The organism is Paenibacillus wynnii, from assembly GCF_000757885.1.
Classification (GTDB): domain Bacteria; phylum Bacillota; class Bacilli; order Paenibacillales; family Paenibacillaceae; genus Paenibacillus_AQ; species Paenibacillus_AQ wynnii.
Window position 1 is genome coordinate 168,392 of record NZ_JQCR01000002.1, and the last position, 14,626, is coordinate 183,017.

Below are 14,626 nucleotides of genomic sequence, written 5' to 3' on the forward strand. Positions count from 1 at the left end.
TGCTACTTTCTTAATTCTGCACCAAAACTTTGTTGAAGAGCGGCCAGTACCTGCTCATGAACCACTCCAACTTCCTCGTCCGTTAGCGTGTGCTCGGGATGGCGGTACGTAAGGGAGAATGCGACACTCTTTTTACCGGCTTCCATCTTTCCGCCTGTATACACATCAAATACCTGAACAGATTGAAGCAGGCTTCCTCCATGGTTACGGATCAATGCTAACAAGTCACCCGCCGGAACCGATGAATCTACAACTAAAGCAATATCACGTTCCATACCAGGGAAGCGCGGTAGCTCCCGATACTGCAAACGACTCTGAGCGGCCTCATACAGAGGTGTAAGTAAAACCTCAGCTGCATAGGTATCCTCAAGATCCTGTTTACGCTGCAATTCTGGATGAATCTGCCCCATCGTACCAATCTTGACGCGGCTTTCATTTCCATTCAGATATATTGAAGCCGAACGGCCTGGGTGATAACCCTCTGGGCTGTCCCCTTCATAGCTTATAGCTTCCGTTAGTCCCAGATAGGCAAATACGGTTTCCAATGCACCTTTAAGGTCGAAGAAATCAACCGGCTGCGTTGTAACATTCCACTGTTTTACTGCACGATTGCCGCTCAGCAACAATGACAGTACCGAAAGTTCCCGCGGTTGACGGGTTAATTGCTCTTCATCGGTAAAGAAAACATTGCCAATCTCGAACAACGCCAGATCACTTTGGCGGCGGTTCGTATTATATTGGGCAATATCCAGCAGCTGCGGCAGCACACTTGTGCGCAGAATACTGCGGTCTTCGCTCATCGGCATAGCCAAGCTAACCGCACGGCCGCCTTCAGAGAGAGCAGGGAACAGCTTGCCTTGCTCAGGTTGAATAAAGGAATACCCGAGCACTTCTTGATAACCGCCATGCGATAACAGACGGCGCAGTTCACGGCGCAGTGCCTGCGGTTTAGTCAAGGCTCCCGGTGTGGTAGGACCTTCAATTGGAGTGGTTGGGATATTGTCATACCCGTACAAGCGGGCAATCTCCTCAATGAGATCCACATCGTAGCTGATGTCTCCGCGTCTTGTCGGTACTCTAACATCAATATGCCCTTGATCGCCATCTCCGCATGGGAAATGCAAACGGGCAAACAGGGTTTTCACTTCAAGCAGCGATAATTCCGTACCCAGGTAACGGTTTAACTTATCCAGTGACAAGGTCAGAACCTTCTCCTCCACTGTATCGGTTCCCGCTTGAACGATACCGGAATATACATTACCGCCAGCATACTGAGCAATAAGTGCTGCCGCACGATTCAAAGCCGGAATGACCGAACGCGGGTCTACTTCCTTCTCAAAGCGCAGGGATGCTTCGGAACGAAGACCTAATTGACGTGAAGTTTTGCGTACGGTTCCCCCGTCAAATTTAGCTGATTCCAGAACCAGGTTAACCGTCTCGGACGTTACTTCTGAATTCAGTCCGCCCATAACGCCTGCAAGAGCAACCGGTTTAACACCATCAGCGATCACGAGCATTTGCGGCTCAAGCTTACGCTCCTGACCGTCAAGTGTAGTGAGAACTTCATTTGGGCTCGCCAAGCGGACGGTAATGTTCCCGCCTTCTATTTTATCCGCATCAAAGGCATGCAACGGCTGTCCATACTCCAGCATCACATAATTCGTGATGTCTACGATGTTATTAATTGGGCGAACACCTGCCGCCATTAATCGATTCTGCATCCAAAGAGGTGACACCGCTGGTTTCACACCACTTATATAACGAACCGCGTAGTGACTGCAATACGCCTCATCCTCAATCTTCACGGAGATCGAATCTGCCGTAGACTTAGTAGCGTGCTCAACAATTTCTGCTTCAGGGTCAGGCAGACTAAGCTCACGGCCCAGAATGGCACTTACCTCATAAGCCGCACCGATCATGCTGAGACAATCCGAGCGGTTAGGCGTCAAATCAAATTCCAGGATCTCATCATTCAAACCGAGAACCTTCATAATATCCTGGCCAATCTCGGTATCCTCGGGGAGAACAAGAATTCCTTCTTGCTGATCCTTAGGCAGCAGCTTGTCATTCATGCCTAATTCCTTCGCCGAGCAAATCATCCCTTGGGACAAAACACCCCGCAGCTTCGCTTTCTTAATATCCAGACCCGGCAGTTTTGCTCCTACAAGTGCTACCGGAATCTTTTGGCCCGCTTCAACGTTCTTAGCTCCGCACACAATCTGCAAGTCCTCATCCTGTCCGGCGTCTACTATACATACATTCAGCTTGTCTGCATCTGGATGTTTCTCCTTGGACTTTACATAGCCAACTACTATGCCGGTAATTCCCTTATTGCGGCGCTCCACGCCATCAATTTCAATACCCGCAGCTGTAATCTTATCCGCCAGCACTTCGGCGGCAACACCTTCTAACGTTATATAATCAGCCAACCACCCGGTTGATACTTTCATGTCCGCTCACTTCCCTTTTGTTTCAGATGTATTTATCTACTTGCCGGTCTTTCATTGCCGGGATAGAGAAGAAAAGATTAAATGGATTCCTATTTAGAAATATATATTAAGTGCAGGCACTACGATAAATATTTGGACCTCCGATCGCTGTTATCCTCAGATTTCCTGATTGAACCGCTTTTCGCGGTAGAAATCCGAGGATAAAGGCGAACGCTAACGCTTCTCCAGTTCCAAAATTTCTCTTCGTTCCTACTTTAATATTCTTCAATTATTTAGAACCCAAACCAGAATCAATTCTGTTCCTATACCTTATCAACTTAATCCACCCACCAAAAATCTAAACGCCCTTGAACTGCTTCACAAAACTCATATCGTTATTGTAGAAATTACGGATATCGTCGATTCCGTATTTCAACATAGCTATCCGTTCCACGCCCATACCGAAGGCGAAACCGCTGAATTCGGCAGGATCGTATCCACCCATCTCCAACACCTTGGGATGAACCATGCCTGCGCCAAGAATTTCCAACCAGCCTGTTTGCTTACACAGTCTACAGCCATCACCACCACACTTGAAGCAGCTTACGTCAACTTCTACGCTTGGCTCAGTGAAAGGAAAGAAACTTGGGCGAAGACGGATTCCTGTATGGGGACCGAACATTTCCTGTACAAACTGCTGCAGGGTGCCTTTAAGATCGCTCATCCGAATGTTGCGTCCAATAACTAACCCTTCGACTTGATGGAACTGGAAGGAATGCGTTGCATCATCATCATCACGGCGGAACACCTTGCCGGGGCAGATGATTTTAACAGGAGCTTCGCCCTTCATACCCTGCATGGTTCGAATTTGTACAGGGGAGGTTTGGGTGCGCATGAGCAAATCATCCGTTAAGTAGAAGGAATCCTGCATATCACGGGCCGGGTGGTTTTTAGGCAGGTTAAGTGCCTCGAAGTTGTAGTAATCGGTTTCCACTTCTGGACCTTCGGCTACACGATAACCCATACCAATGAAGATATCCTCGATTTCTTGAACCACTCGTGTAAGAGGATGAATACCTCCCTGAGCCATACTGCGACCCGGTAATGTCACATCTACTTTTTCCGCCTGCAGGCGGTTTTGGGTCTCCTGCTGCTGAAATGCTTCCTGTTTAGCTGTGATAATCTCTTCAATCGCACCGCGCACATCATTTACAACCTGCCCGATAACCGGACGTTCTTCCGCAGAAAGACCTCCCATACCGCGCAGCACCTCTGTAAGTTCACCCTTTTTACCTAGGTATTTCACACGTAGATCATTCAAAGCCTGCGGATCTGCAACCTCCTGCAGCTTAGCTAACGCCTCAATTTTTAGTGCTTCCAATTTTTGTTTCATGGCCGTGTAGAGCCCCCTTCAAATCATTGTTAGATCAACATTTCAACCCCGCAAATTGGAGCTTACGCTCCTTGCTTATTTCAGTTCTAAGCTGGGGTTCAAAACAAAAAAAGGCCTTTCCTCCCGGTAAAGGGACGAAAAGACCGTGGTACCACCCTTGTTAGACAGCCTATCCTGATCCTGCTTCAGAGATTGTAATCTCTGCGGCACGACAAAATGATCCGTCTCACTCTACACAGATATAACGGTCTGCAGCCGGTGAACCCCTACTGTACATACTCAAGTGTTCTTGAGTGAGATTTCAGGGAACTGCTCCGGAGTGAACTTGGGCAGCTCTGTTTCGTAGAAACGCTCTCAATCACTGGCGTCTCCTCCCTGTAAGTCAGGCGCTGCTTACTCTTCTCCATCATTGCATTTACAATAATTTCAAATCAATTACCTTCTTAAATAAAAGAAGATATGTTCATTTATTATATGCAAAATAAGTTGCTTTGGCAAGCTGGGCCAAAAGTTGGATACGCCATGGGAATTAATTCCTAACTTTACACAAATTATTGATATGTGGTACATGCCTCATGAAAAAAGGAAAGTTTATATCTTATAATTCATATTTTAGAACAAAAGACTGTATCGTTTGTTACAAAGGTGGGTAATAGGTTGCAAGGGTTCGAAATAGAATGAAGAGTGAAGAAAGAAGACTATACATAATCTTATAAATGTTATTGTTCTACTGGTGAAATTTTATCTCCTCTTCGGGTTGCGGGTTGAAAGGCCTACAGGACCGATAAATTGGGGCCTATTCTACTTGGAGAGCGAGAAGAGTTTCCTACTATTGGTAGTAATATTTATCAGGCGAGCAATTGCCCTCTATGTAGAACGTCCTATATACTGAAAGGATATTCGATATACCGGGAGGCTCACTCTCCTGCTTCGCATCTTCTCCAACGTTTTATCAACTGTGTACTGCGGTTTTCCTAATATGTTTATCCGGGGAGAGGATGACAGTGGCTGGTTTTTCCGAAGTCAAAGTAACTCGTAGATTGATCCTTTTATTCGCTGCTATATCCATTCTTCTGGTTGCTATAAGCATCGCCTCTTTATTATATTTGAACCATACTATTAATAAGCTCTCCAGTTCTTTATACGAAGATGTGTATCAGAATTCAGAACTCATCTTAAACGCAGATCGAGATCTTCATCAGTCCTCCTTGGCACTTCATTCCGTATTGGGTCAAGTAACAACCGAGGAAGAACGAGATCAATACGCTCAGGTATTTGAAGAGAATATTATGCAGGCAAAAGAGCGAATCGATACCGTAGCTAAGAATATCTCCTCAGTTAAGGGACTCAATACCAAGTTTCCGGGTGAAGATTTACTACTGGCTGAACTTAAAACGGAGCTGTCGTCCTTCGATACCTCCTTCGCCGAATGGATGTCCGTTGGTCGAAGTATGATATCTGACCGTTTAAAGAGTAATATTAGCCCGGAGTCATTCTCCAGTATTGCAGTAAATCTGCAGATGAATGAAACCCGGGCCAGTCTCGATAAATCCGAGAATCTTGTAGATAGCTATGCTCAGCAGGTAACCAGTCATTTTAAAAACCAGAAGAGTGCCTTGTTCGCCCTGTATTCCCTTCTGTTGTTTCTTCTAATCCTGGTTATTATCTACTTAGGCCGAAAAATTATCGTGCTGCAAAATGAAATGTTAGAGGAACAGTCTTTGTATCAGCTTATTGGTGAAACCATGTCCGACTTTATTGTACTGACCGACCCCAACGGTTTAATTCTGTATGCATCGCCATCACATTCTGTGGCACTCGGGCATATTCCTAAAAAAGGGGAACCGCTTTCTAATTATATTCGTGAACCGGAAATTGCTTGGGCCAAGCTAAAAAGTGTTGTTCAAGGAACGCCTCGAATGTCTGAACTGCGGATGAGGGGAGCGGATGGGCAATGGGTCTGGTTGGAGACAAAAGTCTCCCCGATCAAAGGAAGTCGTTCCTTCCCTGCTCAGTTCATGCTCGTATCCCGTGAAATTACGCAACGCAAACAATACGAAGAGCGACTTCACAAATTAGCCTTCTATGATCATCTAACGGCTATACCTAACAGGGCGCATTTCAAAATGTACATGGAGAACCTGATCACCCAGCCGGAAGAACGGCGTCAGAAAATAGCCCTTGCCTTACTGGACTGTGACAGGTTCAAACAGCTAAACGATACACTCGGCCATTTAGCCGGTGATGAATTTCTCCAGATGCTCTCTCGGGAGCTTCAGCAAACTGTAAAAGGGGCCGGACAGGCATTTCGCATCGGAGGCGACGAATTTGCGGTCGTTCTTCATCGCTTCTCATCTTCAGAAATGTTGGACGAAATGCTAGCCCGTCTGCTCGAGCTCTTCAATAAATCATGGTCGGTTAACAAAGGCTCAAGCTTTCACACCTCTGCAAGCATAGGGGTAGCCCTGTATCCGCTGCACGGTCAAAGCATCAACGATCTCCTGCGCGCTGCCGACCTGGCCATGTACCGTTCCAAAAGTCATGGGGGCAACGAAGCTAATCTGTACAATAAGGCCATTGATGAAGGGTTTCCGAATCAAAAGAATGGACGTACTTAATTTTCCCGGAATGTAAAAGGCTGTTCCATAGTCATCGTAGAGATGATCAGGAACAGCCTTTTTTCGATTTAACTTGTCAATTGCAGATGATCTTCTGCTGTTTCTCCACCGTCATTTTCGCGATCATGAATCACTACCTTTATCAACTTTTCTCCGGGAGGACAGTCAATAAATCGATCTCCGCCGCCGTCCTTTTCCTCCCAATCATTAACCCTTAGGATATACCCAATCGTTTCCGTCTCCGGCAACGCTTCAATAATAGCTACTGCTCTTCCATTTTCCATAAAACTAAAATCACATTGTCCATCCTGTATTCCCGTTCCCCATACCCACAGATTCCAACCGCGATAATCACCATCGGGGCGATCGTAGTGAACCTGAATAATTTTGCTGCGCGGGCCTGGTTGAATGCATTCGTCGTATAGAACCATCATTGACAGTCCTTCAACCTGCACTTCTCTGCCCTCTACGGTACGGAAGGCCTCCTTACCCGCGCGGGTATGATCCACCACTATATTCCAATGGTTAGATTGGTCAGGCATATCTATTGAAATCGGCCATGAATTGGCGTTGAAGATCACAACAATATTATTCCAGCTGTCACTGCCGGCGTTGTTCTTCAGTACATAAGCTACTACCCCGTTATCACAGCGGATGAAATCTAGAGAGCGTTCAATTTCCTGCCGACCATGCAAGCGGAATGCCGGATGGCTGCGACGTAGATCCAGTAAGCCTTGATAATATTTGAATACAGGCATAAATTCCTTCTTGTTGTTCCATCTCAGGGCATTGATAGCATCACTGCTCCGGTAACTGTTGTGGTCACCATACTTGCTGCGAAGCCATTCATCTCCAGCATGTAAGAAAGGTATCCCCTGCGAGGTCAACACTATCCCATTCGCGAGGAGGGAACGGCGAACCGTTTCACTATCCAGAACATTCTCTTCATTTACTGTTACGTAAGGGTTTGAAAGAGCTACAGCTTCCTCGACACTGCCGCCATCCTTCAACTGACCGTTCTCAATATCTGGAAACCCTGCTTCTTGACGTTTCCCCTGCACAGCTAGAATTTTATCCCACAGGTTCAAATTATCGTGAGCCGTAACATAATTAACGGATTCTATAGGGGAATCGGCAAAATCATGAATAGCCCCTTTAATACCTTCGGCAATCGCACTTTCCTTACCGTACTCACCCGTTACGAAGCCTCTTCCCCATCCATCGCTGTCACCTTTAATCGCAGAACGGAAGTTATCGTTAAATACAGCATACCCTTTCCCCCGTTGTATACCCTTCAAGGTTTTGGTGTTCAGCGGAGAATCTCCCCCTGTCCAAGGCTCACCATATATAAGAAAATTAGGATTAACCTCCAAGCGAAGCTCTTCCGTAATTTCACGCATGGTCACCTTGTCAATCAAGCCCATAAGATCGAAGCGGAATCCGTCAATGTGGTACTCTTTAGCCCAGTAGTATAACGAATCCTTTATATATTTGCGTACCATTGGCCGCTCTGTGGCAAGTTCATTCCCAACACCCGACCCGTTCGAGAGTCGGCCGGTAAAGTCATGGCGGTAAAAATAACCCGGCACCAGCCGATCGAAGGGACCGTTCTCCACGGAATAGGTATGATTATATACGACATCCATAATGACTGAGATTCCATGACGATGCAGACTTTGAATCATTTCCTTGAATTCAGTGATACGGGTCACAGGGTTGGCTGGATTCGTGCTGTAGGAGCCTTCCGGCACATTATAATGCTGCGGGTCATAACCCCAGTTATAGTCTGTGAAATGAGGCATTCTGGTACTTGCATCACCTTCAGACTTCAATTCATCAATGGTCTGAAAATCGAAAACAGGCATTAAATGCACATGAGTGATGCCCAGTTCAACTAAATGGTCGATACCCAGTGCATTCCCTGCATCATCCTTGAGCCCCGTCTCGGTAAACGCTTTATATTTCCCCTTGTGTTCCATTCCCGAGCTGTCATGAATTGAAAAATCACGGACATGAAGTTCATAAAGAACGGCATCAGTCGGGTGTAATAAAGGTGGAGCTATATCCTCTGTCCAACCTTCCGGATCAGTACTCTTTAAATCCACAATAGCCGTTCTTACGCCGTTGGCAGATACCGCAGTCGCATAAGGATCCGCAACCTCCTGAACGGTGCCTTCTTCAAAGGTTACGCGGAACATATAATATTTCCCAATCAAATCTTCGCTTACCTTAACCTGCCAAAGTCCATCCACCCAAGGCTGCATTTGAATGAGTTGTCCTTTGTCCCCGATATCGGAAACAGAACTCAGGTTATCTTCATTTCCACCTGTAGCATACAGGACCAGCGACACAGATTTAGCTGTGGGTGCCCATACCTTAAAGACACTGCTTACCGGAGTATACGTTAAACCAAGGTCCTTACCTTCATAACGATCCATTGCGGATTCTGAATTTATATAATTGCTTTTCATTAATATCACCCATCCCATCGCTTCCGGCTTTTAGCCAACAAGCTAATAGATCCATATATTTCCAATATATATCAAATTCATACTTGCACTGCTCTGCAAGCAAGACTAACATAAAAACAACTTGCTCAGGATTCACTACTATAATATGTAACAATATGTTCACAGGTTTGGGTTCCTACAGAAAGGAATTTGTCCCCTGTTATTAATATCGGTAAGTGATCATGAGCATTAAAGACTTTTTATCATAAAATATCTAATTTAAATAAAGTATATATCAAAACTCATCCTTACAAAACACCCCACTTTGTGGAGCCAGATACAAAAAAAACCGACTCCCCAAAGGGAGCCGGTAATAAGTAGTTGGAAAAGTGTAATGCCCTAAAACGGATTGAAGATTTTACTAATTTACTGCTACTTTCCGATGCTTTGAACGAGTTCTGCAACTTCCTCGGCAGTCCCCATCTGTAATGCTTTAGCAGCTAGTTCCTTCATGTCGGCAGCCGACAGCTTGGAAATTTGACTGCGTGCTGGCAATATAGATGTGGCACTCATACTGAATTCATCCAGCCCGAGTCCCAGCAGCAATGGAATTGCTGTAGCGTCACCAGCCATTTCACCACACATTCCAGTCCATTTGCCCTCAGCATGAGCAGCATCAATAACAATTTTAACCAAACGTAAGATAGCTGGATTATAAGGCTGATACAGGTAAGATACCCGCTCATTCATACGGTCAGCAGCCATTGTATACTGGATAAGATCGTTTGTACCGATACTGAAGAAGTCAACTTCCTTAGCGAACTGGTCAGCCAGTACAGCTGTTGAAGGGATCTCAACCATGATACCAAGCTGAATGTTATCCGAAACTTCCTTGCCTTCTGCTATAAGATTAGCTTTCTCTTCCAGCATCAAGTCACGCGCAGCACGGAATTCGCCAAGCGTAGCAATCATAGGGAACATTATGCGCAAATCTCCATGAACACTTGCTCTCAGCAAAGCACGCAGCTGTGTGCGGAAGATATCTTGGCGATCCAGGCAAAGACGAATGGCCCGGAAACCGAGGAACGGATTCATTTCCTTAGGAAGGTCCAGATAAGGCAGTTCCTTGTCTCCACCGATATCAAGAGTACGGACTACAACCGGTTTACCACCCATATTCTCAATAACAGAGCGGTAAGCGTTGTATTGCACTTCTTCGGAAGGTAACTTGTCACGTCCCATATACAGGAACTCTGTGCGGTAAAGGCCAACGCCTTCCCCACCGTTCTCAATTACACCGTTCACATCATTAGGCGTTCCGATATTTGCAGCCAGCTCAACATGCTTGCCGTCCGCAGAGATCGTAGGCTCATCACGAAGTTTTTTCCACTCTGCGATTTGTAAATCGTAAGCTTCCTGCTTCTTGCTATATTCAGCAACGATTGCTTCACTAGGATTAATGAGTACTTCACCGCTTAAACCATCGACAATAATAAGATCGCCGGATTTTACTTGAGAAAGAATATTCTTGGTACCTACAACTGCAGGAATCTCCAACGAACGAGCCATAATTGCCGAGTGGGAAGTACGGCCTCCGATATTCGTTGTAAATCCTTTAACAAATTGACGGTTAAGCTGTGCTGTATCAGAAGGTGTCAAATCTTCAGCGATAACAATAACTTCCTCACTTATTTCAGCAGGACTTACATAATGAATGCCGAGCAAATGATTTAACACACGTTTGGTTACATCACGCATATCCGCCGCACGTTCCTGCAGATAAGCACTCTTCATATTCTCGAACATTTCAATAAACTGACCCGCTACTTCATTCAAGGCATAGTCTGCATTTACAGACTCATCACGGATTTTGTCCATAACGGGGCTGACCAACTCCGGATCTTCGAGAATTAGCAAATGAGATTCGAAAATCTCAGCTTTTTTCTCTCCAAGCTCTGCCAAAGTGCGTTCTTTGATGGATTGCAGCTCCAATTTGGATTTTGCAAGCGCATCGTTCAGCTTGGCGACTTCTGCTTCCGTATCGCTGATTGTAGCCTTAGTAATCGTATAATCCGGATGCTCCAGGATAAAAGCACGGGCTACTGCAATCCCTGCTGAAGCCGCGATTCCTGAAATTTTAGTCATTCAACTCGCCCAGCCCTTCTTTAATCATAATTTCTTGAAGTGCGTTCAAAGCGTCGCTTTCTTCAGTACCTTCAGTAATCAGAGTAAGAGTATCTCCTGCTTCAAGACCCAATGAAAGAACACCTAGAATGGATTTCAAAGTAACTTTTTTACCTTTGGCTTCTGCATAAGCCTCAGTTTCCTTAAACTTAGTAGCTGTGTTAACCAAAGCTGTTGCTGGGCGTGCGTGAATTCCATCTTCGTCGATAATTCTGAATGTTTTTTGCATAATATTCAACCTGCTTTCTATTCATATTAGGTACTTTTAGGAAAGGTGATTGCGCTCCCTTCATTATAATGGAAGCGCAACACCTTTGCACTTTTTACTGGATTACGATGATATCCTTGTCACCAATGGATACCTTGCCCGGCTTCTTCAAAGTTACAGAAGAACCTTCGGGAAGATTCGAGAAAATAACCGGCGAGATTACTGAAGGAGCATGTGCCTTCACGTATTCAAGATCAACTTCCATAATCGGTTGTCCAGCGGCAACAAGGTCGCCTTCTTCGACAAGAACAGTAAAGCCCTGACCTTTAAGTTTCACAGTATTAACCCCTATGTGAACGAGCACTTCTTTGCCGCCATCAGACATGATACCGATAGCATGCTTGCTCGGGAATACGTTGAACACTTTACCATATACAGGAGATGCAATCTTACCATCATCAGATAGGAAAGCAAAACCGTCACCCGTCATTTTTTGGGAGAAAACAGCGTCAGGAACCTGAGTGATATCCATCAATTCTCCATTAACTGGCGATACTATATCTTCCGGCATAATCGCTACACCTTCTTCACCGGCTTGTTTCTCTAACACCGGAGTAGGAACGGGTGTAGGAGCAGCAACTGGTGTTTTACCATTCATTACATCCTGAATCTGTGATTTAATCGTATCGGAACGTGTACCGAAGATCGCCTGTATGTTATTACCAACCTCAAGGACACCTGAAGCTCCAAGTTTCTTGAGACGGTTCTTATCAACACCTGCTTTATCTTTTACTTCTACCCGAAGACGGGTAATACAAGCATCCAGATGGGTGATATTTTCCTTACCGCCAAGAGCGGACAAGATATTACTCGGAAGATCATTGCCGCTAGTTGAAACAACTGCGGTGTTTTGGTCATCGTCATCGTCCGACGGATCTTCACGGCCCGGAGTTCTTAGATTAAATTTCCGTATAACGAACCGGAATCCGAAATAGTAGATTACCGCGATTACAAGACCTACCGGAATAACAAGCCACCATGCTGTGCGGTTCGGAATAATTCCGAAAAGCACATAGTCGATGAAACCCCCGGAGAAGGTCATTCCGATTTTTACATTTAGAATGTGCATGGTCATAAAGGACAGACCCGCAAAAACAGCATGTACTGCGAATAGCAGCGGAGCCACGAAAAGGAACGAGAATTCGAGAGGCTCAGTAATACCTGTGAGGAAAGAAGTAAGGGCGGCAGACACCATCAAACCACCAACAAACTTTTTATTTTCAGGTTTGGATTCATGGTAGATCGCCAGAGCAGCGGCTGGAAGACCGAACATCATGAACGGATATTTACCTGTAGTAAATGTACCCGCTGTGAATTCCACACCATCACGAAGCTGCTGCATAAAGATCCGTTGGTCACCACGTACCAGGTTGCCAGCATTATCTACATAAGTTCCGAATTCATACCAGAACGGGGAGTAGAAAATGTGATGCAATCCAAACGGAATTAGTGAGCGCTCAATCAGACCAAAGATAAAGGCTGCGAACGTTTTATTCGTATCAATCATACTTTGGGACACATAATTCAGACCTTCTTGAATAGGTGGCCAAATTAGGGTCAAAGCAAGACCAAGGATCAGTGAAGTTACCGCAGTCATAATCGGAACAAAACGTTTACCTGCGAAGAAACCCAGGTAGGACGGCAATTCGATTCTGAAGAAGCGTTTGTACATCGCCGCAGCTAGTACCCCGACTAATATACCCCCAAACACCCCGGTCTGCAGCGTCGGAATTCCGAGTACGCTAGCATAAGCAAAGTTACCTTGGCTTAGTACATACTCATTAACACCAACAACGGTACCCATCGTAATGTTTAATACGAGGAAACCGATAATGGCTGCAAGGCCTGCTACGCCTTCCCCACCAGCCAAACCAATCGCTACGCCGACTGCAAACAGCAACGCCAGATTGTTAAAAACGACCTGTCCTGAATTCATTAATACGTTGGCAATAGCTTGAACTGTATTGTTCTCAAGTGCAGGTACATACTGCAAGAAGTCTGGATTGACAAGCATATTCCCGATTCCTAATAGCAAGCCGGCTGCCGGAAGAATGGCTACCGGAAGCATTAACGCTTTACCAACTCTTTGCAAGACGCCAAAAAGCTTTTTAAACATTAAAGTCACTTCCTTATTTTTGATTTCGTAACAAAACAGAAAACAAAAAAAGCATGAGCAATACAGCATACAGGTTGTTATCTAACTCTAGAGTTAGATTACCCCGAGATGGGGTTATACAACCAAAATACTGTAAATCACTCATGCCTGATCGAATCAGTTACACGTTGATATTCTGTTTTGTTTAATAACTGGGATCAGTGTAGCATCGTTTTTTTTAACTTGCAAGCATTTTTTTCAGTAACTTCGGCTATATGTAAAACATAGGATTATAAGCAAAAATGTGCTGTGGAATTAACTGCCGTTCTCTTCCATTTCAGCCTCATCCTCTTTCTTCTGGGCAAGGCGCTGCAAATGAACCGTTAAGTAACTTACCTCAGCAGCATAAACGGGAATGCGAACACGCTGTTCCATCACCTTTGTTAATTTCCAAGCCAACGTATACATCTCTGGATATTCACGCTTCATCAGACCGTCCAGCGAGGATATTTCTCTAACCGTTTCTCCCCGACGCAGCCGCTCCAGAACAAATCTTAAGTGGGTGACCATACGGGAATAATCGAGAGAATCCCGCGGGATTCGATAGTCCAAGCTGTTCTCAACCAACGTTACAAGATCACCTATAAGAACTGAATGCTGTTTCACCTCGGTAATATGACGGTTGCTCAAAGCACTTACAATATGCAGGGCAACAAACCCAATCTCGTCGGAAGGCATGGATACATGCATGAGCTCGTTAATCCTGCCGATCGCATACTCAGCCATCGCATATTCTTCAGGGTATATCTCTTTGGTCTCATACAAAAAAGGGTTATGGATAGGGATATTTTGTTCATTCCGCCGGATGGCAAAAGAAATATGATCGGTTAATGCAATATGGATATGTTCATTCAGCGGCTCACGGCTGTGCTGCATGATGTGAATAATAATTTCCTGAACGACCTCTATCAACTTTTCGTCAATCTGAGGAACGAGCTGCTTGTATTGCTCCTGCTCCTCTTGACTGCGGAGAATAAACATTTTCTCAACGGAGGAAAGCTTTATACGATCACGCACTTTGCGGTTGAATCCTATACCTTTGCCAATGACAACAACTTCGGCATATTGTGGATGTTCGGCGATAATTACATTGTTATTTAGCACTTTAGCCACGGTTATGCTGCTCACT

Annotated in this window: 8 protein-coding genes; 1 reads left to right on the forward strand and 7 read right to left on the reverse strand. The window is 45.2% G+C overall.

Annotated elements, in window-relative coordinates; genetic code table 11:
* Window positions 1-2: 2 nt before the first annotated feature.
* Together pheT and pheS are read right to left on the reverse strand one after the other, a co-directional pair.
* Window positions 3-2,450, reverse strand: coding sequence for a phenylalanine--tRNA ligase subunit beta (gene pheT / locus PWYN_RS03755; RefSeq protein WP_036648688.1), 2,448 nt, complete (start codon window positions 2,448-2,450; stop codon window positions 3-5).
* 337 nt (window positions 2,451-2,787) lie between these two features.
* Window positions 2,788-3,822, reverse strand: a complete 1,035-nt coding sequence (gene pheS, locus PWYN_RS03760; RefSeq protein ID WP_036648690.1) for a phenylalanine--tRNA ligase subunit alpha — start codon at window positions 3,820-3,822, stop codon at window positions 2,788-2,790.
* A 1,004-nt stretch (window positions 3,823-4,826) separates the two neighbouring features.
* On the opposite strand from pheS, the gene PWYN_RS27795 reads away from it, so the two are divergent.
* Window positions 4,827-6,440 (forward strand): diguanylate cyclase domain-containing protein, encoded by a 1,614-nt coding sequence (locus tag PWYN_RS27795; RefSeq protein ID WP_052087730.1) that lies wholly within the window; start codon window positions 4,827-4,829, stop codon window positions 6,438-6,440.
* 68 nt (window positions 6,441-6,508) lie between these two features.
* On the opposite strand, the gene pulA is transcribed toward PWYN_RS27795, so the two are convergent.
* The 5 genes from pulA to glcT all read right to left on the reverse strand — a co-directional run bounded on the left by pulA (window position 6,509) and on the right by glcT (window position 14,625).
* On the reverse strand, window positions 6,509-8,911 hold the full coding sequence (gene pulA / locus PWYN_RS03770) for a type I pullulanase (RefSeq protein WP_036648692.1): 2,403 nt from the start codon (window positions 8,909-8,911) through the stop codon (window positions 6,509-6,511).
* A gap of 411 nt (window positions 8,912-9,322) precedes the next feature.
* A complete protein-coding gene (ptsP, locus tag PWYN_RS03775; RefSeq protein ID WP_036648694.1) occupies window positions 9,323-11,035 on the reverse strand; it encodes a phosphoenolpyruvate--protein phosphotransferase in 1,713 nt (570 codons plus the stop codon).
* Window positions 11,028-11,303 (reverse strand): HPr family phosphocarrier protein, encoded by a 276-nt coding sequence (locus tag PWYN_RS03780; RefSeq protein ID WP_036648697.1) that lies wholly within the window; start codon window positions 11,301-11,303, stop codon window positions 11,028-11,030. The genes ptsP and PWYN_RS03780 overlap by 8 nt, the downstream gene beginning before the upstream one ends.
* A 94-nt stretch (window positions 11,304-11,397) precedes the next feature.
* A complete protein-coding gene (gene ptsG, locus PWYN_RS03785; RefSeq protein WP_036648700.1) occupies window positions 11,398-13,458 on the reverse strand; it encodes a glucose-specific PTS transporter subunit IIBC in 2,061 nt (686 codons plus the stop codon).
* A gap of 294 nt (window positions 13,459-13,752) precedes the next feature.
* Window positions 13,753-14,625: a glucose PTS transporter transcription antiterminator GlcT gene (glcT, locus tag PWYN_RS03790; protein ID WP_036648703.1), complete on the reverse strand. Its 873-nt coding sequence runs from the start codon at window positions 14,623-14,625 to the stop codon at window positions 13,753-13,755.
* Window position 14,626 lies beyond the last annotated feature (1 nt).

Bases quoted from the DNA above. Each gene is read 5' to 3' on its own strand.
- pheT (WP_036648688.1), bottom strand. From the start codon at position 2,450: ATGAAAGTATCAACCGGGTGGTTGGCTGATTATATAACGTTAGAAGGT.
- pheS (WP_036648690.1), bottom strand. From the start codon at position 3,822: ATGAAACAAAAATTGGAAGCACTAAAAATTGAGGCGTTAGCTAAGCTG.
- pulA (WP_036648692.1), bottom strand. From the start codon at position 8,911: ATGAAAAGCAATTATATAAATTCAGAATCCGCAATGGATCGTTATGAA.
- ptsP (WP_036648694.1), bottom strand. From the start codon at position 11,035: ATGACTAAAATTTCAGGAATCGCGGCTTCAGCAGGGATTGCAGTAGCC.
- PWYN_RS03780 (WP_036648697.1), bottom strand. From the start codon at position 11,303: ATGCAAAAAACATTCAGAATTATCGACGAAGATGGAATTCACGCACGC.
- ptsG (WP_036648700.1), bottom strand. From the start codon at position 13,458: ATGTTTAAAAAGCTTTTTGGCGTCTTGCAAAGAGTTGGTAAAGCGTTA.